The sequence below is a fragment of the Microbacterium resistens genome (assembly GCF_031456305.1).
In the GTDB taxonomy this organism is placed as follows: domain Bacteria; phylum Actinomycetota; class Actinomycetes; order Actinomycetales; family Microbacteriaceae; genus Microbacterium; species Microbacterium resistens_A.
In genome coordinates this window covers 1-19,442 of record NZ_JAVDUM010000008.1, presented here as the reverse complement: position 1 = coordinate 19,442, position 19,442 = coordinate 1, and the positions used below count along the sequence as shown (strand labels likewise).

Genomic DNA, 19,442 nt, shown 5'->3' with positions numbered 1-19,442 from the left:
TCACAGCCTCTCGAACCCGCGACGGAGCTCCCAATCGGTGACCGCGGCGTCGAACGCCTCGATCTCCACGTCCGCGTAGTGCACGTAGTGACGCACGACGTCCTCGCCGAACACCTCGGCCGCGATCGCGGAGCCGGCGAGCGCGTCCCTTGCCTCGCGCATGGTCGACGGCACGGTCGGCGCGCCGGACTCGTAAGCGTTGCCGACGGTCTCCGGCTCCAGGAGCAGCTCGTGCTCGATCCCGTACAGGCCGCCGGCGAGCATCGCCGCGAGCCCGAGGTAGGGGTTCATGTCCCCGCCGGGGAGACGGTTCTCCATCCGCGCGCCGGCGCCGCGTCCGACGAGACGCACGGCGCTGGTGCGGTTGTCGATCCCCCAGGCAACCGCCGTCGGGGCGAAGGATCCCTTCACGAACCGTTTGTAGGAGTTGATGTTCGGCGCGTAGAACAGCGTGAACTCCCGCATCGTCGCCAGGACCCCGGCGATGAAGTGGTCGTAGGCGGGCGTGCGCGTCCCCGTCGCCTCGTCCCAGAACACCAGGGCGTCGTCGTCCTTGCCGCGCAGGGACATGTGCACGTGGCAGGAGTTCCCCTCCCGCTGATCGGGCTTGGCCATGAAGGTGATCGACTTGCCGTGCTGGCGGGCGATGTCCTTCGACGCCGTCTTGTAGTAGGCGTGGTTGTCGGCCGTCGTGATCACCTCGTCGTAGCGGAAGGCGATCTCATGCTGGCCGAGGTTGCATTCCCCCTTGGCCGATTCGACGGTGAGGCCCGAGGCGTACATGGTGTTGCGGATCTCGCGCAGCAGCGGCTCGACCAGGGTCGACCCCAGGATCGAGTAGTCCACGTTGTACTGGTTCGCCGGGACGAGGCCACGGTAGCCGTCGTTCCAGGCGCGGTCGTAGGGCGTGTCGTAGATCACGAACTCCAGCTCGGTTCCGGCGACCGCCTTCCAGCCGCGCCCGGCGGCGCGCTCGGTCTGCACCCGCAGCATCTCGCGCGGGGAGACCCGGACGGCCTCGCCGGTCGTGGAGGCCAGGTCACACTGGATCATGACCGTCCCCGGCCGGTGCGGCATGCGCCGGATCGTGGCGAGGTCGAGGATGAACTCCATGTCCCCGTAGCCGCTGGCCCAGCTGGCGTGCTCGTAGCCGTCGACGGTGTTCATGTCGACGTCCACCGCCAGCAGGTAGTTGCAGCCCTCGGTGCCGTGGCCGAGCACCTCGTCGAGGAAGAACCGCGCGTGCAGGAGCTTCCCCTGCAGGCGCCCCTGCATGTCGGTGAAGGCGAGGACGACGGTGTCGATCTCGTCGCCGAGGACGAGACCGCGCAGCTGCTCGGCGGTGAGCATGCGGTCGTTGCGGACGGGTGTGGGCGTGTTCATCGGTGATGTGCTCATTTCAGTAGCCCCTTGAGGAGAGCGGTCGTCGCGTCGCAGTGGGCAGCCATGATGTCGCGTGCCCGCTCTGCCTCGCCCGCGAGGATCGCGGCGACGACCGCACGGTGCTCCTCTTCGGAGTGTTCGATGTTCGTCTTGAGGAAGGGGATCTCGGCCAGGAACTGGTGGATCTTCGTCTGCACCCCGCTGCACGCCCTGGCGAGCTCGTCGGAGCCGCAGACCGTGCTGATCGCGAGGTGGAGGCGGGCGTCCGCCTGCCGGTAGTCCGCCGGGGTCTCCGCGGCGGCGAGGTCGGCGAGGCTCGTCTCCAGGAGCGCGCGCTGGCTCGCGTCCAGCGCGGTCCGCGCCGCGCGGTACGCGGCACCGGGCTCGATCACGGAGCGGAAGACGGAGATGTCCTCGATCTCCGCCCGGCGCGGGACGGCCTGGCCCGACGGCCAGGCCTCCACGAGCGGCTCGACGACCGTGCCCCCGCCGCGCCCGCGGGTCGTGGAGACGAGACCTGCGGCGCGGAGGGCGCTGATGGCCTCCCTCAGGGTGGCGCGCGAGACGTTGAGCCTCTCGGCGAGCTCGCGCTCACCGGGCAGCTTCGTCCCGACCCGGAAGATCCCGAGCTGGATGGCCGAGCCGAGCTGCTCCACGCAGGACTCGAAGGCCATGTGCCCGCGGACCGGATGCAGGGCGGCGTCCACCAGGGGGGAATCCATCATGTCGTCCATCTTCGGCCCTCACTCCTCCAGGAGCGTGGTCGCGGACTTGGTGAGGTGGGACGCCTCCGCCTCGGTCATGAAGTTCTTCTTCCCGTTGGTGTGCCAGAGCACGATCGCCAGCACTCCCACGACCACGACCGCGATCGGGGCGTAGTTGAAGGTGTCGACCGTGACCGGGAAGACCGGGGGGAGGATGAACAGGATGACGATGAAGACCACCCAGACCACGGCGATCCAGCCGATGACCGCGCTCCAGCGTCCGAGGTTCCACGGTCCCGGGGTGAAGTCCTCGCTGCGCCGGCGCAGGAAGACCGGTGTCACGTAGGCGATGTAGAGCCCGATCACCGCGATCGAGGTGACGGCGGCGTAGGCGGTGTAGTTGAACAGCGCCGGCACCGTGACGATGATCGACAGCACGACGCACAGCCAGATCGAGTTCGTCGGGGTCCCGGTGCGCTTGTTCACCTGCGCCCACAGGCGGGAGCCCGGGATGGCGTTGTCGCGGGAGAACGCGTAGCTCATGCGCGAGTTCGCCGTCACCGACGCCATGCCGCAGAAGAACTGGGCGCCGCAGACGATGAACAGCAGGAACTTCGCCACGTCGGGGTTGTCGAGCGCATCGAGGAAGATCTGCGCGGGGCCGGAGCCGGTGGCGGTGTTGACGATCGTGGAGAGCCCCTCCTCGCTGCCGTCCTGGATCGACGCGACGATCGTGTAGAGCAGGATCCAGCCGCCGATGATCGAGATGAGCACGCTCATCACGATGCCCCTCGGCGCCGCACGGGAGGCGTTCTTGGTCTCCTCCGCCACGTGCGCCGAGGCGTCGTAGCCGGTGTAGGTGTACTGCGCCATCAGCAGGCCCATGAGGAACACGTACGGGCCGAAGGACCAGCCGGTCTCGTTGTGCCAGGTCGTGAAGGTCCACGCCGCGTCCTGGTGCTCGGCGGGGAGAATCCAGAGCACGCCGACGATGACGACGACGCCCGCGATGTGCCACCAGGCGGACACGGTCGAGAGCAGGCTGACGATGTTGACGCCGAAGGTGTTGAGGAGGCCGTGGATGACGATCAGCACGACGAAGAGGAGGAAGGTGCCGAGGGAGGTGACCTCGACGCCCCACATGAGGTTCGCGAAGGCCATCATGGTCGCGGCGGCGCCGTAGTCGATGGCCGCGGTGACGGCGACCTCGCCGAGGAAGTTGTACCAGCCGACGAACCACGCCCACTGCCGCTTGTTCCTCTTGGCCAGGCGTCCGGCCCAGAAGTAGAGCCCGCCCGCGGTCGGGTACCGCGAGCAGACCTCCGCCATCGCCAACGCGACGCAGAGCACGAAGACCCCGACCAGGGGCCAGCCGATGGTGATGGCGGACGGGCCGCCGGACTTCAGCGCGATGTTGAAGGAGGTGATGCAGCCCGCCAGGATCGAGATGATCGAGAACGAGACCGCGAAGTTGGAGAACCCCGACATGCCTCGGTGGAGCTCCTGTTTGTAGCCGAGCTCGGCCAGTGCGGCCGCGTCGTCGTCGAGGGGATGTGCGTCCGGCGTCTTTGTCGATTCGCTCATGGGCGTGCTGCCTGCTTTCGGGGAGGGAGCCTTTGGAGCGATTCTGGCGGCTTCGGCGACGTTAAGTCAATGGTCTGACTTCAAACCTTATTCCGATCGACGAATCCCGCTCTCCGCGCGCCGGCCGGCGCTCAGCCCCCGCGGAGCGCCGCGACCGGCTCGATGCGCGATGCCCGCCGCGCCGGATACCAGCCGGAGGCCCACCCCACGACCGCGCCGAGCAGGGCTCCCGCGCTCGCCACGAGCGGATCCACGACCGGCGCCCATCCCTGGACCGCCGCGACCACCACGACCCCGATCACGCCGAGGGCGGATCCGATGAGCCCTCCGACGATCCCGATCACGATCGACTCGACCATGAACTGGGCGCCGATCTGACGTCGCGTCGCCCCCAGGGCTCGCCGGAGGCCGATCTCCCCGATCCGCTCCATCACGGACAGGAGCGTCACGTTCGCGATCCCCAGTCCGCCTGCGAGCAGCACGATCGCCCCCAGGATCAGGAAGACGACGTTGACGTCGGCCTGCACGTTGCGGCTCAGGTCCGAGGAGGCGGACGGCGAGCGCGCCTCCAGACTCTCCGGCTCGTCCGGCTGCAGAGCGATGACGGCCTGCTTGGCCACCTGGGGCCCTGCCCCGACACTGATGCGGATGGCGAGCTCCGACGGCGCGACGAGGGCGAAGTCGGCGCGCGCCGCGCCCATCGGGATGATGACGGCGTCGCCCAGATCCGAGCGGCGATCCATCGCGTCGGCGATCCCGATCACAGCGTATGCGACGCCGGACACGAAGATCGACGGCTGCGAGTCGATGCGGTTGATCCCGAGCCGCTCGGCGGCCTTGGCCCCGAGGACCGCGACGCGGTCGGCGCGCTCGTCGTGCCCGTCGTCGAAGAAGCGCCCGGTGGCGATTCCGCCGTCCATGGCGTCCAGGAGCTCCGCCGAGGAGGCGAAGAGGGCGGGGGACGCGACCGGCGGCGCGGCCGGGTCGTTCACGGGCACCGCGGTGATCGTCCCGTCCTTCGCCAGCGGCACGGAGGCGAGCAGCGCCGCGTCCTCGACGCCGGCCAGCCGCAGGACCCGGTCGACGCCGTCCCAGGGGATGCGGCCTGCCGTGACCTTCTTGGCCCCGGACTGCGCCTGTGCCGGGGTGACGACCACCTGGGTCGCCGCGACGCCGTCGAACTGGCTCGCGATCTGCGCGGCGGCGGTCTGCGCGAAGCCCACGGTGGCCACGAGCGAGCCGATGCCGAGCACGGTCCCGAGGATCGTCATCACCAGGCGGGCCGGCCGCGAGCCGATGTCGGCCGTGGCCTCGGCGACGAGGTCCTGGAAGGTGAAGCGATCGGCGTGGCGGACGGCGGGGACCAGCGCCGCCTTCGGGTCGGCCACGGTCTCCTCGGCAGAGACGTCCTCTCCCGCCCGCCTCCTCCGCCACGGCCAGAGCCGGCGCCGTGTGCGCTCGCGCTCGCGGGTCATCGCTCGCTCACCCTGCCGTCGAGGATCCGGATCGAGCGGCGCGCGCGACGCGCGACCCCGACGTCGTGGGTGATGACGATGAGCGTGAGCCCCTCGTCGTTGAGCTCCTCGAAGAGCCTCATCACCCCGTCGGTGGTGCCCTGGTCGAGGTTCCCCGTCGGCTCGTCCGCGAGGAGGAGGCGCGGCCCGCTCACCACGGCGCGCGCCACGGCCACCCGCTGCCGCTCTCCCCCCGAGAGGGAGCCGGGGAGGAAGTCGATCCGATGCCCGAGGCCGACGCGTTCGAGCGCCTCCCTCGCCCTGCTCTCCCGCTCACCGCGGGGGACCCCGCTGTAGAGCATCGGCATGAGGACGTTCTCCAGCACGGAGCGACGGGGCATGAGGTGGAAGGACTGGAAGACGAAGCCGATGAAGCGCGCGCGGACCGCCGCCCGATCGTCCTCGCTGAGGTCGCCGGTGAGTCCGCCGGCCAGCCGGTACTCCCCGACGCTCGGCCGGTCCAGCAGGCCGAGGATGTTCAGCATCGTCGACTTGCCCGAGCCGCTCGGGCCGACGATCGAGATGTAGTCGCCGGCCTCGGCGGTCAGCGACACCCCTTTGAGCGCCTGCACCTCGGGCGGCCCGGGGAAGGAGCGCGTGACGTCGCGGAGCTCGACGAGGGGCGCGGTCACCGGCCCACCACCACGAGGTCGCCCTTCTCCAGGGTCCCCTCGGTCGGCGTCACCTCCACGGCTCCGCGGGCGGCGAGCCCGGTCTTCACGACCACCATCCTGGTCTTGGCGGCCTCGCCCTCGCGCGGGTCGCCCTCGACGATCTCGACCCTGGACTCCCCGCCGGGACCGGCGGTGAGCGCCGCGACCGGAACGGAGAGCACGTCGCCGTCGGTGGCGCCCACCGCGACCTGCACGCGCACGTTGGAGCCCTGCAGCTGCTGCACCTGCTCCGCGGTCAGCGGATCCGGCTGGAACAGCACCTGCCAGCGCCCCTTGCCGTCCTTGGCGGGCGCCGCCTCGGTGATCGTCGCCTTGTGGGCGGTGCCGTCCGGCAGCTCGAAGGTCCCGGCGTCCCCCGCCTTGAGGAGGCGCGCGTCGGCCTCCGCCGCGCTGCCGGTCAGCCGGACCGTCGCCCCGGACACGGTCATCGCCGCCCCCTGCAGGACGGTCCCCCGCTTGGCCTTCACCTCGTCGACACGGCGTGGCAGCTCCGTGAGGAACAGCACTTCGCTCGAGGGGAGGTGCGGGAGCGCCTCCAGCCGCGCCCGTTCCAGCGCCTCGCGCGCGGAGTTGACCTGCGCGTAGGCCGCGTCGACCGCCCCTCGCTCACCGCTGGTGTCGCGGCCGGCGAAGAGCTGCTGCCGCTGGAGCTGGGCGGTCTGGAGCGCCCACTCGGCCTCCTGCACCCCCTGCCCCGACTGGCGGGCGGCCTGCACCGCGAGCTCGGCCTGCTTGATCGCGACATCCGCCTCCCACACCTGGAGGTCGGTCGGACCGGCGTTCGCGGCGGAGAGCTGCGCCTCCGCCGAGGCGACGGCGCTCTCGGCGCTGCGCAGTCCCTCCTGCGCCGACCGGTAGGCGTCCTCGGCCCCGTTCGCGGGGCTCGGTGCCGGGTAGCCGACCTGCGCGTAGAGCTGGGCGATCCCGTTCGCGGTCGCCTCGTCGAACACGTTCGATGCGGCGTCCCCGGCATCGATGCCGACCGCGACGAGGGCCTGCTTGAGCTGGAGGACGTCGGGGCCGGAGACGCCGTACCGCAGCGTGCGGTACGCGGGAAGCTCCCCGGGCAGGACGATCACGGGACGCCCCGTGACCTCGAGCGCGATCGAGAGCGCCGAGAACGTGGCGCCGGCCGCGGGCAGCTGCCCGGTGACGACGGCAGCGCCCGACACGCTGCTCGTGTCGATGGTCACCTCGACCGCGTCCGCGTAGCCGACCTCCGCCCGGAGGGTCACGTCGTTGCTCAGCGGTCCGAACTCGACCGGGACGGTGACCAGGCCCGGCTTCGGCGCGTCCCCCGCGGCGTCCGCGGGGGCCAGCACGAAGGTGCCGACCAGGAGTCCGCCGACCAGGGCGACGATCGCCGCCGCCGCGCCGATCCACAGCCCTTTGTTCCCGCGGAAGACGCGCGCCCAGCCGCTCACGCGGGAAGGCCCGCCGTCCGCGCCCTCGCTCTCCGGTGCACCCTCGTCCTCCGGTGCGCCCTCGGACGCGGGCACGGCTCCGGCGCTCTCCTCGATCGGCTCCGTCGCCGCCCCGTCGATCAGCCGCTCGAAGGAGTCCGGCCTCGCCGCCCCCTCGCCCAGAGCCTCGCCCGGAGCGTTCTCCGGAGCATTGTCCAGAGCATTCTCCGGAGCCTTGCCCAGCGCGTTATCCGGAGCGTCGTCCGCGGGCACGCCGTTCGTCGCGTTCCTGTCCTCGCTCACGTCACTTGCTCTGCTCGGCCGCGGCCTTGAAGGCCTCGAGATCGGCCTTGTTCGCGGCGATGAACTCCTCTTCGAGCGCGAACTGGTTCTTGATCTGCGTATCGCGGTAGGCGGTCTTCTCCCGGCAGTCGAGGTCTTTCAGCGCCAGCGCGACCTCCTTCTCTCCGAGCTCCTTCATCTCCGGGCTCTTGCTCGGGTCGGGCACGTCGGCGGGGTCAGAGACCTCCGACGGCGGCGGCGTCGCCCCCGTGCCTCCGCCGACCGATCCGTTGCCATTGGCGGCCTCGTAGATCTTGTTCATCGCGTCATAGATCGTCTGTGCGGCATCGCCCTGCTTCGTGAAGCCGGGCTCGCCCGCATCCGCCATGCAGGAGGCCCACTTGCCGTCGAGCTCCTTCATCGGTGCCGACTCCTGCGTGCCCTCCCAGAACTTCTGCATCCGATCCCGGAGCCCTGAGAACTCATCCGCCTGCCACGGGTCTCCGGCACCGATCTCGTGCTGCGCCCACCCCTGACAGCCGGCGTCCTCCCACTTCCACTCGAAGCTGCCGTCCTCCCCCATCTCAGCCGGATCGGGCATCTTGCCGTGGAGGACTTCGTTGAAGGCGGCCTGCTCGGACTCGGAGAGGGTCTCGAGGTACTCCTGGTTGGGGTCCTTCATGCTCTCGTCCGGCCCCTCCCCCGGATCCTGGTGGCGCTCGGCCCAGGGGCTGTTCACGGCGCCGTAGCCGTACTTCTCGACCCAGCCACGGGACTCGGGGTCCCAGTCGCCGTCCCCGCTGACCGCGATCGCGGTGTTCCCGGTGAAGGGCTTGTACTCGAACCCCTCCTTCGCCATGCACTGCGCGACGAGCTCCTCCTGCTTCTTGTTCTGCTCCTCGAAGCGCCGGTTCTGCTCCTCCTCGGACAGGTCTCCTCCGGATGCTGCGGCGAGGTACTGCCCGAGGGGCGAGTCCTCGGGTTTGAGCCCGCCCGCACCCCCGGCGCAGGCGGTCAGAACACCTGCGGCGAGGACGAGGGTCGTCAGCGCGATCGGCAGTCGGGGTCCGGTGGTTCGCATCGTGGCTCCTTGCGTCGAGGGCTTTCGCCTGCCCCTCAGACTACGGAAGATCGCCGGAAAGCGTCATCCCCCGGTCAGCGGGCCCGTGGATGCGCGGTGACGTACACGTCGCGCAGCGCGTCCGCCGAGACGTGCGTGTAGATCTGCGTGGTCGCCACCGACGCGTGCCCGAGGAGCTCCTGGACCACACGGACATCGGCTCCGCCCTGCATCAGGTGGGTCGCGAAGGAGTGCCGCAGCGTGTGCGGCGAGATTTCCACGTCCAGGTGCGCGCGCTCCGCCGCGGAACGGATGATCAGCCACGCGCTCTGACGCGAGAGCGGGGCGCCGCGCGCACCGAGGAACAGCCGCGCCGAGGCCTTCCCCCGCGCGGCGAGCGTCGGGCGCACCCGCGTGAGGTAGGCGTCCACCGCCGTCCGGGCGTAGGAGCCGACGGGGACGATGCGTTCCTTCGAGCCTTTGCCCCGAAGGCGCAGCACGTCGCCATGGGCGAGGTCGTCGACATCGAGCGCCGTCGCCTCGGACACCCGGGCGCCGGTGGCGTAGAGGAGCTCCAGCAGCGCGCGATCCCGGATCCCCAGCGGCTCCTCCGCCGACGGTGCCGCCAGCAGGCGCTCGACCTGATCGATCGTGAGCGCCTTCGGCAGTCTCCGTCCGAGCTTCGGCGGGCGGAGGCGGGAGGTCGGATCCTCCGTCGCGATGCCCTCCCTGGCCAGGAAACGGTGCCAGCCGCGCACGGAGGACTGCAGCCGCGCGAGGCTCGTCGCCGCGGGCGGGGGCACGGCGCCCGCCCGATCGGCGATGAAGCGCCCTACGGCGTCCGGTCCGATCGCATCGGTGTCGGCGATCCCGTCCGCCGTGAGCCATGTCACATACGCCGCGAGGTCCCGGCGATAGGCGGCGAGCGTGTGCGCGGCCAGGCCGCGCTCGATCGTCACATGCCGCAGGTAGGCGTCGAGCGCACGCTCCAGGTCCACGCTAGGCTCCGGCGCGCCGCCCCGCCGGCCGACGGCGCCGCTCGGCCGAGAGCACCCCGACCGCGAGGATCGCGTTGCGCATGCGTCCGTCGAGCACGGCGTCCGCGGCCTCGGAGAGCGGCACCCAGGCCACCCGGATGTCCGCCTCCTCGTCCTCGCGGGAGAACGTCTGCGGCGCGGGGCCGAGATCCGTCGCCAGGAAGAGGTGGATGATCTCCGAGTTGCCCCCCGGAGTCGTGTACGTCGACACCAGCGGCTCCCAGGTGGCGGCGATCAGGTCCGCCTCCTCGGCGAGCTCCCGTCGCGCGGCGTCCAGCGGATCCTCGCCCGCCACGTCCAGCAGACCGGCGGGGAGCTCCCAGTCGCGCTGACGGATCGGATGCCGGTACTGCTGGATCAGCAGCACCCGGTCGTCCTCGTCGATCGCGACGACGGCGACCGCTCCGGTGTGCTCGACGTACTGCCGCACGATCTCGCCGTCGCCGTAGCGGATCCGATCCTCGCGCACGCCCCAGACGTACCCGCGGTAGACGTTCTCGCTCGAGACCACCTCGGGCGAGAAGGGCTCATCGCGCAGCCCGGCGCTCTCGGGCCCCGCCGCCGCATCCGTCATGCGCTCAGTCCTCGTCGCTCACGTCGAACAGCTCGCTCGCCCGGTGCCGCTCGATCGCGGCGCCGACGAGACCGCGGAACAGCGGGTGCGGGTCGGTCGGCCTCGACCGCAGCTCGGGGTGGGCCTGGGTCGCGACGTAGAACGGGTGCACGTCGCGCGGCAGCTCGACGTACTCGACGAGGTCGAGCTCGGGGTTGAGTCCGGAGAACACCAGCCCCGCATCCGCCAGCCGGCCCCGGTAGGCGTTGTTGACCTCGTAGCGGTGGCGGTGACGCTCCGACGCCTCGGTCGCGCCGTAGAGCTCGCTCGCGAGCGACCCCTCGGCGAGCGCTGCCCGGTACAGCCCGAGACGCATGGTTCCGCCGAGGTCGCCGCCGTCGAGGATCTCGACCTGCTCCGCCATCGTGGCGATGACCGGCTCGCTCGTCTCCGGATCGAACTCGCTGGAGGAGGCGCCGTCGATCCCGGCGACGTTGCGCGCGTACTCGATGACCATGCACTGCAGCCCCAGGCACAAGCCGAGGGCGGGGATCCCCTGCTCACGGGAGAACCGCAGGGCGCCGAGCTTGCCCTCGATTCCGCGGATGCCGAAGCCGCCGGGAACGCAGATGCCGTCCACGTCGGCCAGCGCCTTCGCCGCGCCCTCCGGGGTCTCACAGGAGTCCGACGGGATCCAGCGGATCTTCACCGCGACCTCGTGCGCGAAGCCGCCGGCCTTCAGCGCCTCGGTCACCGAGAGGTACGCATCGGGGAGGTCGATGTACTTGCCGACGAGCCCGATCGTCACCTCGTGCTTCGGGTTGTGCACCGCCTGGAGCACCTTCTGCCAGCGCGACCAGTTGACGTCGCCCGCCTTCTCCATCCCCAGCGCGTCGACGATGTAGTCGTCCAGTCCCTGGTCGTTCAGCATCGTGGGGATGTCGTAGATGCTGGGGACGTCGATCGCGTTGACGACGGCGTCCTCGTCCACGTCGCACATCAGCGCGATCTTCCGCTTGTTGGCGTCGGTCACCGGCCGGTCGCTGCGGAGGACGAGCGCGTCGGGCTGGATGCCGATCGAGCGCAGCGTCGCGACGGAGTGCTGCGTCGGCTTCGTCTTCTGCTCGCCCGACGCGCCCATGAACGGCACGAGCGACACGTGCACGAAGAAGACGTTCTTGCGGCCGAGCTCGTGACGGATCTGGCGGGCGGACTCGATGAACGGCTGGGACTCGATGTCGCCGACCGTGCCGCCGATCTCGGTGATGATCACGTCGGGCTTCGGCGTCTCGTCGGCCTGCAACCGCATGCGGCGCTTGATCTCGTCGGTGATGTGCGGGATGACCTGGACGGTGTCGCCGAGGTACTCGCCGCGGCGCTCCTTGGCGATCACCTGCGAGTAGATCTGTCCGGTGGTGACGTTGGCGGCCTGGCTCAGCTCGATGTCGAGGAACCGCTCGTAGTGCCCGATGTCGAGGTCCGTCTCGGCGCCGTCGTCGGTGACGAAGACCTCACCGTGCTGGAAGGGGTTCATGGTCCCAGGATCGACGTTCAGATAGGGGTCGAGCTTCTGCATCACGACACGCAGTCCGCGGGCGGTGAGCAGGTTCCCGAGGCTCGCGGCGGTGAGCCCCTTCCCCAACGAGGAAACGACACCACCTGTCACGAAAATGTGCTTGGTCGTGCCGTTCGATGCCCGCGCGTCTGAAGTCTCCATCACGGGCTTCAAGCCTATCAGGCCGATCAGTCCCCGTCACCGACCCCGGGTCTCGAGCATCCTCGCGAGCTCGGCCGGATACGGCGGCTCCGCACCGGCACGGGACACGGCGACCGCCGCGCTCGCGAGAGCGGTGTCCAGGGCAGCGATCGCCGCCGCCTCCGGAACGGGCGCCCCCGCGGCGAGCAGCCGGTCCGTGCCGTCGCGCAGGAGCGCCGCGAGGAGGCCGGACATGAAGGCGTCGCCCGCGCCGATCGTGTCCGCGAGCACGACCGGGATCGCCGGCCGCTCAATCCGCCGTCCGTCCACGACCGCGAGGCAGCCCTGGTCCCCCATGGTCATCACGGCGAAGCGGACTCCGAGGTCGGCGAGCAGCGCGAGCGCGTCGGCCGGGTCCCTGCCCGGCAGGAGCCAGGCGGCGTCCTCGTCGCTGAGCTTGACGACGTGGCACTCGAGCGCAAGCTCGCGCACGCGGTCCCTGGCGGCCTCGGCGGGACCGATCACCTCGGCCCTGATGTTCGGGTCGAGGCAGCGCAGCATCGAGGCCGGCGCGGCGCGGAGGGCGGCGAGCAGCGCCGAGGACCCGGGATCCCTGAGCGCGCCGATCGACCCGGTGTGCAGGAGCGCGAGGCCCGACAGGTCGGGCACCTCGATGTCCCCGGGCAGCGCGAACGCGTACTGCGCCCTGCCCTCGTCGTCGAGCGTCGCGGTCGCGGTCCACGACGCTCCGTCCGCCATCGTCCGCTCCCCCGTCTCGACGCCGGCCTCGGCGAGGTGCGCGCGGATCCGGTCGCCGCGGACGTCCGAGCCGACGCGGGAGTGCAGCACGGTCGGGTGGCCGAGACGGGCGAGCCCCACGGCGACGTTCATCGGGGAGCCCCCTGGGTGCTCCTCCCCGCCCACGACGATGTCGACGAGCGACTCGCCGAACACTCCGATCCGTCCGCTCATCCGCGCTGCCCGCCTCTCCACTCGTCCCATGCCGATACAGCTCCCGCCGATTCAGGCCGGGAGGCTCAGCAGCTCGCGCGCGTGCTGGAGCGCGGCATCGGAGTCGGCGAGCCCGGAGAGGAGCCGCGCCATCTCGGCCTCCCGCTCGGCGCCGTCGAGCCGCCGGACGCTGGAGGCCGTGACCTGCCCGTCGTTCGCCTTGACGACCGAGAGATGGTTGCCGGCGAAGGCGGCGACCTGTGCCAGGTGGGTGACCACGATCACCTGCGACGTCTGCGCGAGCCGGGCGAGACGCCGACCGACCTCGATCGCCGCGGCACCGCCGATCCCGGCGTCCACCTCGTCGAAGACGAAGGTCGGCACCGGATCCGTGCCCGCGATGACGACCTCGATCGCCAGCATCACCCGCGACAGCTCGCCGCCGGACGCCCCACGGGACACCGCACGCGGCTCGGCGCCGGGGTGTGGCGCGAGCAGGATCGCCACGTCGTCCCGACCGTTGGCGCTCTCGGCGCCCTCCGCGACCGCGACGACGAGGCGCGCGTCCGGCATCGCCAGCGCGTGCAGCTCCTCGGTGACGGCCGCCCCGAGGCGTGCCGCGGCGTCGACGCGGAGCGCGGTGAGGGCGGTCGCCGCCTCGTCGAGCCGGTCCCGCGCCTCGTCCCGCTCGGCGACGAGCCGATCGACGCGCTCTCCGTCGTCGTCGAGGTCCGCGAGGCGGGCGGAGCCGCTCTCCCACAGCTCCAGCGCGGCGTCCAGGGTGCCGTGGGCGCGGACGAGCGCGCCGAGCGCCGCCCGCCGCTCCTCCACCGCCGCGAGCTCGTGCGGACCGGACTCGTCCAGATCGGCGAGATAGGCCGACAGCTGGCCGGCGATGTCCGCGGCGCGATAGCCGAGGTCGGCGATGCCCTCCGCGAGGGCCGAGAGCTCGGGGTCCGCCGCGCGTTCGAGCGTGCGCCGCGCCTCGGCGGCGAGCGCGGAGATGTCGTTCTCGCCGTCTTCGTCCGAGAGCGCCGCCCGCGCGACGGAGGCGGCCAGTCGCAGCTCCTCGGCGTTCGCGAGGCGTTCCGCACGCTCGGCGAGCGCGTCGTCCTCGCCGGGCTTCGGATCCGTGGCCTCGATCAGCGCCAGCTCCTCCCGGAGCCGCTCGGCCTCGGATCGACGACGGTCACGGTTGGCGGTCAGGTCCTCGAGCTCCGCGGCGAGCGCACGCCAGCGGTCCCAGGCCCCGGCATAGGCCGTCCGCGCCGAGGAGACCGCGGCGCCGCCGAACCGGTCCAGGGCGTCCCGCTGCGCGACCGCGGACTTCAGGCGGAGCTGCTCGGACTGCCCGTGCACGACGACGAGGTCGTCGGCGAGGTCGGCGAGGACCCCGGCCGGGGCCGCCCGTCCGCCCACGCTCGCACGGCTGCGCCCTTCGGCGCTGAGCGTGCGCGAGACGTACAGCTCTCCCCTGCCGTCGCCGAGGGGCTCCAGCTCGCCGCCCGCCTCCGCCACGGTGTCGGCGACGCGACCGCTGGTCGGCACGATCCAGACGCCGGCCACCGACGCCTGTGCGGCGCCGGCCCTCACCGCCCCGGAGTCCGCCCGCGCGCCCAGCAGCAGGCCGAGCCCGGTCACCACCATCGTCTTGCCCGCGCCGGTCTCCCCGGTGATCGCGGTGAATCCAGGACCGATCGGCAGGATCGCCTCGGCGATCACCCCCAGATCGCGCAGCCGCATCTCCTCGATCACGGGGCGCCCCGCCATCCCTCGACGGAGAGCTGGAACTTGCGCACCAGCCGGTCGGTGAAGGGGCTCGGATGCAGACGGGCGAGCCGGACCGACCTCGACGAGCGGCGGACGATGACCCGCGCACCCCGAGGCAGCTCGTGCGAGCGGCGGCCGTCGCACCAGAGGATCCCGGTGCCGTCGTTGCGTTCGAGCAGCTCGATCGCGACGGGCGCGTCCGCCGCCACGACCAGCGGCCGGGCGAACAGCGCATGGGCCGACAGTGGTACCACCGCCATCGCCTCGACGCCGGGCCAGATGACGGGTCCCCCGGCGGAAAAGTTGTACGCGGTGGAGCCGGTGGGCGTGGAGACGACCATGCCGTCGCAGCCGAACGTGGACAGCGGGCGGCCGTCGATCTCGACGACGACCTCGATCATCCGCTCTCGGCTCGCCTTCTCCACCGTGGCCTCGTTCAGCGCCCACGTCTCGTAGACGACGTCGCCCGCGGCGTCCTTCACCCGCACGGAGAGGGTCAGGCGCTCCTCGACCTCGTAGTCCCGCGAGATGATCCGGGCCACCGCCTCGTCCATGTCGTCCCGCTCGATCTCGGCGAGGAACCCGACGTGCCCCATGTTGATCCCGAGCACCGGCGCCCTGCCGCCGCGGACGAGCTCGGCCGCGCGCAGGATCGTCCCGTCGCCGCCGAGGACGATCGCGAGCTCGAGGTCCTCGACCGAGAGGGCCGCGCCGAGCACGTCCACCCCGGCGAACCCGGGATCGACCCCGGCGAGCTCCTCCCGGTCCTCGGGCGCGAGCACGGGGCGGGCGCCAGCCTCGCGCAGCGCCGCGATCACGCGACGTGCGGCGATCACCGTGTCCTCCCTGCGCGCATGTGCGACGACGAGGATGTTGCGGTCGTTCATCGTCCTCCTGCGATCCGGTCGGTCGTGCTCCTCCATTCTGACGGATCACTCCCGCCGCCGGGCACGAGATGGACGAGGAACTCGGCGTTGCCGTGCGTGCCGAGGACGGGCGACGGCAGGATCCCCTTGGTGCCGAGCCCCGCGTCCCAGGCGCTCCAGAGGGTTCGCGCGAGCGCGTCGGCCCGCGTCGCCGGATCCGTCACGAGTCCGCCGCGGACCGCCGTGCGACCCACCTCGAACTGCGGCTTCACGAGGAGCACGACGTCGGCATCGGGGGCGACGACCGCCGCGACCGCCGGCAGGACGAGCGCGAGGGAGATGAAGGACAGATCGCCGACGACGAGGCTTGGGGCCTCCTCCTCGCCGGTCTGCGCGGCCAGCGACTGCGGCGTCATGTGACGCACGTTGAAGCCCTCGACCGCGACGACCTGCGGGTCGGCGGCGATCCGCAGGGACAGCTGCCCGTGCCCGACGTCGACCGCGAGAACACGCCGCGCTCCGCGCTCGCGCAGCACCTGGGTGAACCCGCCCGTCGACGCGCCCATGTCCAGGGCCAGCCGCCCCTCGACGGGGATCCCGAAGCCGTCCAGCGCGGCGAGGAGCTTGTGCGCTCCGCGGCTGACGTAGTGGTCCTCCGCCGCGACATCCAGCAGATCCTCGTCGCCGACGCGCGTGGCGGGCTTCACGACCGGAGAGCCGTTGACGCTCACCACCCCCTCAGCGATGAGAGTCGCCGCGTGGGTCCGCGAGCGGGCGAGGCCGCGCGCGGCGAGTGCGGCGTCGAGACGGGCGGTCATCCGCGCTCGGACTGCGGATCGCGCGGGGCGTTCTCGAGCCGTCGTGCGAGATCGTCGCGGAGCGCCGCATAGGCCTCCGCGCGTGCGTCCAGCGGCTGCCCCTCGATGAGTCGCAGCCGGCTCCACAGGCCGTCGGCCGGGTCTTCCGGCATGTCCTCGCTCACGGGTCCACTCTACGGCCAGGGCTCCTCGGGCCCTGGCCCCACGCTACGGACGGTGGAAGGGATCCGCGTAGAGCCGCTCGGGGACGCGGAAGCCGTAGATCTGACGCCCGGTGCGCCAGATCGCCGCCGCTCCCGCCCGCAGCAGGTCGATCGGACGCTCCCCCTCGGACAGGATGACGACGTCGGGGCCGTCGATGCGCACGGACGCCCCGCGGACGCTGACGACGTCGCCCGCGGTCTCGATCTCCGGGTACGGCTCGTGCAGCTCGCGGAGGTCGCCGACCACGAACGTCGGACGCGAGCCCTCGGGGGCAGCCAACACATGCTTCGGACGATCGACGCCCGTGAGCACCAGGACGGAGTCGATGCCCGCACGGTTCGCCCCCAGGATGTCGGTGTCGAGCCGGTCGCCGATGAAGAGCGGGCGACGCGCACCGAAGCGGGCGACGGCCTCCTCGAAGATCGGCGTCTCCGGCTTCCCCGCGACGGTCGCGAGACGCCCGACGGCCGTGTGTACGGCGGAGACGAGCGTGCCGTTCCCCGGCGCGAGCCCGCGGGCCTGCGGGATCGTCCAGTCGGTGTTCGTCGCGATCCAGGGGATGCCGCCCTCGTCCTCGGGCACCTTCAGCGCGAAGGCCGCCTCGGCGAGCTCTCGCCAGCCCACCTCGGGGGCGAAGCCCTGCACGACCGCCTGCGGCGCATCGTCGGCGCTGCGGGTGACGCGGTAGCCGGCCTTCTCCGCCTCGACGACGAGACCGTCCCCTCCGATGACCAGGACGGTCGAGCCCGAGGGGATGAGCCCCCCGAGGAGCCGCATGGCCGCCTGGGGGCTGGTGACCACCTCGTCTGGCGCGACGTGCAGGCCGAGCTCGGTGAGGTGCGCGGCCACGGTCGCGTCGGTGCGGGCGGCGTTGTTCGTGATGTAGCCGAGCCGCCGCGTGCGCTCCACCTCGAGGAGGCTCTCGACCGCATGCGGGATGGGGCCCGGACCCGCGTAGACCACGCCGTCGAGGTCCGCGAGGACCAGATCGACATCGGTCAACGGCGTCCGCGGCTCCGCCTGTCGCGCTCGGGAGAAGAGGCTCACTCTCTCTTCTCCGCCGTCTCCGGGGCCTCGGCCTTCTCCGTCGGGCCGTCCGCCACCGCGGACTCTTCAGCCTGCACAACCTCAGCCTGCTCGGGCTCAGGTGCGGGCTCAGGTTGTGCAGGCTCGGTGTGCGTCTCGAGGCCGGCATCGGTGTCCGCATCGATGGACTCGTCGTCCTCGATCTGGGCGTCCTCGATCACCATCTCGTCGTCCTCCGCGTCGGGGCCGAGCGCCTCGGCGGCGACCTCTGCCCGCTCCTGCCAGAAGGCGGCCTCGTCGGCCCGCCCGAGGTCATCGAGCACCGCCGCACGCGCTGCGAACAGCGCGGGGCTCCACTCGAAGGCGCGGTCGGGATCGAGCTCCGGGATCTCCAGCTCGCCGAGCGCAAGCTCGGTCTCGCCGCGGTCGAGTCGAGCGCCGGACATCGCGATCGCCAGGGCGACGCGGGCGTTGACCGGGAGCGCGGCACGATCCACCGCGCGCGCCTCCTCCAGGGCTCGCTCGGGACGCCCCATCCCCCGCTCGCTGTCGACGATCAGGGCGATCTGGTCGTCGTTGCCGGAGATGCGACGGTAGGTGCGGAGCTCCCGCAGGGCCAGAGCGAAGTCGCCGACCGCGTAGGCGGTGATCCCCACCGACTCGCGGACGACGGCCACACGGCCCGCACGGCGGGAGGCCGCGAGGGCGTGCTCGTGGGCGAGCGCCGGCTCCTCGTCGATGAGCTTCGCCGCCATCGCGAGGTGCCTGGCGACCGTCTCGGCATTCTCCTTGCTCAGCGTCTTCAGCTCGTTGCGTGCCGACGGATGGAGGTCCCGCGGGGTGATCTCCTCGGGGAGGATCGGGTCCGCCGGGCGATCCGCCGCGAAGGTGTCCCGGCGCGGCCGACCCGAACGGTCCCCGTCGCCGCCACGACGCCCATCATCTCTGCGGTCGTCCCTGCGGTCATCTCTGCGGTCCCCGAAGCGACCCTGCGGGCGGGGCCGGAAGCCCTCCCCGCGATCCGGGCGCCCACCACGATCGGGGCGGCCGCCGGACTGCGGACGCTGCGGACGGTCGTCGCGGCGCGGATCCCGCGCCCCGTCGGGACGCCGATCCCCCCGCGGGAACGCAGGCCGACCCTCTCCAGACCGGCCCTGTCCCGACGCACGCTGTCCCGACTCACGCCGTTCGCCGGCGGGCCTTCCGCCCGCGCGGTCTCCGCGGTCATCACGCCCGAATCGCCGGTCGCCGTCACGCGGTGCGCTCGGACGACGATCGCCGTCCCTCGACCACGACCCGCGGCCAGCACCGCTACGTCCTGCACCATCACGCGGTGCCCCTTCGCGTGGTGCGCTGTCTCGACGCGGTGCACCATCGCGCGGTGCACTGTCCCGGCGCGGCGCATCGCCCGGCTTCTGATAGCGACGCTCGCCGTCGCGCGGTCCGCCGGAACGGCGGTCGCCGCCGGCCGCCCCACCGAAACGACGATCGCTGTTCGAAGCGCCAGAACGACGTTCTCCGTCACCACGGGGCGCGCCGGAACGGCCGTAGGGCGCGCCGGTGCGGCGATCGCCACCCGTGGTGCCACGAGACGTGCGATCCTGGCCATCTCGACGAGGTGCTCCCCCGTCGGAACCCTGCCGCGGACGATCGCGATCATCGCGGCGCGGCACGCGAGCGCCGGGCGATGTCCGGTCACCGTCGACGAACCGTCGCTTCGGACGCTCCGAACCCTCGCGGGAGTCCTTACGGCGCTGCTCTTCTTCCGACATGGAGAGATCCTCTCAGATGACCCTGTTAACGCGGAAAGGCCACCCATCAGTGGGTGGCCTTTCCGTGAAAAGGAGTCCGGCGGTGTCCTACTCTCCCACAGGGTCCCCCCTGCAGTACCATCGGCGCTATGAGGCTTAGCTTCCG

Annotated in this window: 18 protein-coding genes and 1 rRNA gene; all 19 read right to left on the bottom strand. The window is 71.7% G+C overall.

The window, feature by feature from the left end:
• Positions 1–1,398, bottom strand: coding sequence for a glutamine synthetase family protein (locus J2Y69_RS09810; protein WP_310020102.1), 1,398 nt, complete (start codon positions 1,396–1,398; stop codon positions 1–3).
• Positions 1,395–2,108, bottom strand: coding sequence for a FadR/GntR family transcriptional regulator (locus J2Y69_RS09805; protein ID WP_310020100.1), 714 nt, complete (start codon positions 2,106–2,108; stop codon positions 1,395–1,397). The genes J2Y69_RS09810 and J2Y69_RS09805 overlap by 4 nt, the downstream gene beginning before the upstream one ends.
• Positions 2,109–2,126: 18 nt before the next feature.
• A complete protein-coding gene (locus J2Y69_RS09800; protein ID WP_310020099.1) occupies positions 2,127–3,671 on the bottom strand; it encodes an amino acid permease in 1,545 nt (514 codons plus the stop codon).
• A 131-nt stretch (positions 3,672–3,802) separates the two neighbouring features.
• Positions 3,803–5,146: an ABC transporter permease gene (locus tag J2Y69_RS09795; protein WP_310020097.1), complete on the bottom strand. Its 1,344-nt coding sequence runs from the start codon at positions 5,144–5,146 to the stop codon at positions 3,803–3,805.
• Positions 5,143–5,817, bottom strand: coding sequence for an ABC transporter ATP-binding protein (locus J2Y69_RS09790; RefSeq protein ID WP_310020095.1), 675 nt, complete (start codon positions 5,815–5,817; stop codon positions 5,143–5,145). Before J2Y69_RS09790 ends, J2Y69_RS09795 begins: the two co-directional genes overlap by 4 nt.
• Positions 5,814–7,565 carry an efflux RND transporter periplasmic adaptor subunit gene (locus J2Y69_RS09785; protein ID WP_310020093.1) on the bottom strand — a complete coding sequence of 584 codons (1,752 nt, stop codon included), beginning with the start codon at positions 7,563–7,565 and terminating at the stop codon, positions 5,814–5,816. Before J2Y69_RS09785 ends, J2Y69_RS09790 begins: the two co-directional genes overlap by 4 nt.
• Position 7,566: 1 nt before the next feature.
• A complete protein-coding gene (locus J2Y69_RS09780) occupies positions 7,567–8,625 on the bottom strand; it encodes a hypothetical protein (protein WP_310020091.1) in 1,059 nt (352 codons plus the stop codon).
• 74 nt (positions 8,626–8,699) lie between these two features.
• Positions 8,700–9,602 carry a site-specific tyrosine recombinase XerD gene (gene xerD, locus J2Y69_RS09775; protein ID WP_310020088.1) on the bottom strand — a complete coding sequence of 301 codons (903 nt, stop codon included), beginning with the start codon at positions 9,600–9,602 and terminating at the stop codon, positions 8,700–8,702.
• 1 nt (position 9,603) lies between these two features.
• On the bottom strand, positions 9,604–10,215 hold the full coding sequence (locus J2Y69_RS09770; RefSeq protein ID WP_310020087.1) for an NUDIX hydrolase: 612 nt from the start codon (positions 10,213–10,215) through the stop codon (positions 9,604–9,606).
• Positions 10,216–10,219: 4 nt separating this feature from the next.
• On the bottom strand, positions 10,220–11,911 hold the full coding sequence (locus J2Y69_RS09765; RefSeq protein ID WP_310020369.1) for a CTP synthase: 1,692 nt from the start codon (positions 11,909–11,911) through the stop codon (positions 10,220–10,222).
• A 36-nt stretch (positions 11,912–11,947) separates the two neighbouring features.
• Positions 11,948–12,862 (bottom strand): PfkB family carbohydrate kinase, encoded by a 915-nt coding sequence (locus J2Y69_RS09760; protein WP_310020085.1) that lies wholly within the window; start codon positions 12,860–12,862, stop codon positions 11,948–11,950.
• Between the two features lie 51 nt (positions 12,863–12,913).
• The gene (recN, locus tag J2Y69_RS09755) at positions 12,914–14,596 is read right to left on the bottom strand and encodes a DNA repair protein RecN (protein WP_310020367.1); all 1,683 of its coding nucleotides are present in this window, start codon (positions 14,594–14,596) and stop codon (positions 12,914–12,916) included.
• Positions 14,593–15,498 carry an NAD kinase gene (locus J2Y69_RS09750; protein WP_310020083.1) on the bottom strand — a complete coding sequence of 302 codons (906 nt, stop codon included), beginning with the start codon at positions 15,496–15,498 and terminating at the stop codon, positions 14,593–14,595. Before J2Y69_RS09750 ends, recN begins: the two co-directional genes overlap by 4 nt.
• Positions 15,495–16,295, bottom strand: a complete 801-nt coding sequence (locus tag J2Y69_RS09745) for a TlyA family RNA methyltransferase (RefSeq protein ID WP_310020081.1) — start codon at positions 16,293–16,295, stop codon at positions 15,495–15,497. The genes J2Y69_RS09750 and J2Y69_RS09745 overlap by 4 nt, the downstream gene beginning before the upstream one ends.
• Positions 16,292–16,459 (bottom strand): hypothetical protein, encoded by a 168-nt coding sequence (locus tag J2Y69_RS09740; protein ID WP_310020380.1) that lies wholly within the window; start codon positions 16,457–16,459, stop codon positions 16,292–16,294. The genes J2Y69_RS09745 and J2Y69_RS09740 overlap by 4 nt, the downstream gene beginning before the upstream one ends.
• Positions 16,460–16,502: 43 nt before the next feature.
• Complete coding sequence (locus tag J2Y69_RS09735) at positions 16,503–17,546, bottom strand: HAD-IIA family hydrolase (protein WP_310020079.1); 1,044 nt, start codon at positions 17,544–17,546, stop codon at positions 16,503–16,505.
• Positions 17,543–18,280, bottom strand: coding sequence for a hypothetical protein (locus J2Y69_RS09730; protein ID WP_310020077.1), 738 nt, complete (start codon positions 18,278–18,280; stop codon positions 17,543–17,545). The genes J2Y69_RS09735 and J2Y69_RS09730 overlap by 4 nt, the downstream gene beginning before the upstream one ends.
• Before the next feature lie 47 nt (positions 18,281–18,327).
• Positions 18,328–19,224 carry a hypothetical protein gene (locus J2Y69_RS09725; RefSeq protein ID WP_310020075.1) on the bottom strand — a complete coding sequence of 299 codons (897 nt, stop codon included), beginning with the start codon at positions 19,222–19,224 and terminating at the stop codon, positions 18,328–18,330.
• A 147-nt stretch (positions 19,225–19,371) separates the two neighbouring features.
• Positions 19,372–19,442: ribosomal RNA gene (gene rrf, locus J2Y69_RS18115) — 5S ribosomal RNA — on the bottom strand; the annotation flags it as partial.

What these genes read in the sequence shown, in the direction of transcription:
- J2Y69_RS09810 (WP_310020102.1), bottom strand. Translation starts at nt 1,398, where the DNA reads ATGAGCACATCACCGATGAACACGCCCACACCCGTCCGCAACGACCGC.
- J2Y69_RS09805 (WP_310020100.1), bottom strand. Translation starts at nt 2,108, where the DNA reads ATGATGGATTCCCCCCTGGTGGACGCCGCCCTGCATCCGGTCCGCGGG.
- J2Y69_RS09800 (WP_310020099.1), bottom strand. Translation starts at nt 3,671, where the DNA reads ATGAGCGAATCGACAAAGACGCCGGACGCACATCCCCTCGACGACGAC.
- J2Y69_RS09795 (WP_310020097.1), bottom strand. Translation starts at nt 5,146, where the DNA reads ATGACCCGCGAGCGCGAGCGCACACGGCGCCGGCTCTGGCCGTGGCGG.
- J2Y69_RS09780 (WP_310020091.1), bottom strand. Translation starts at nt 8,625, where the DNA reads ATGCGAACCACCGGACCCCGACTGCCGATCGCGCTGACGACCCTCGTC.
- J2Y69_RS09770 (WP_310020087.1), bottom strand. Translation starts at nt 10,215, where the DNA reads ATGACGGATGCGGCGGCGGGGCCCGAGAGCGCCGGGCTGCGCGATGAG.
- J2Y69_RS09765 (WP_310020369.1), bottom strand. Translation starts at nt 11,911, where the DNA reads ATGGAGACTTCAGACGCGCGGGCATCGAACGGCACGACCAAGCACATT.
- J2Y69_RS09760 (WP_310020085.1), bottom strand. Translation starts at nt 12,862, where the DNA reads ATGAGCGGACGGATCGGAGTGTTCGGCGAGTCGCTCGTCGACATCGTC.
- J2Y69_RS09750 (WP_310020083.1), bottom strand. Translation starts at nt 15,498, where the DNA reads ATGAACGACCGCAACATCCTCGTCGTCGCACATGCGCGCAGGGAGGAC.
- J2Y69_RS09745 (WP_310020081.1), bottom strand. Translation starts at nt 16,295, where the DNA reads ATGACCGCCCGTCTCGACGCCGCACTCGCCGCGCGCGGCCTCGCCCGC.
- J2Y69_RS09730 (WP_310020077.1), bottom strand. Translation starts at nt 18,280, where the DNA reads ATGGCGGCGAAGCTCATCGACGAGGAGCCGGCGCTCGCCCACGAGCAC.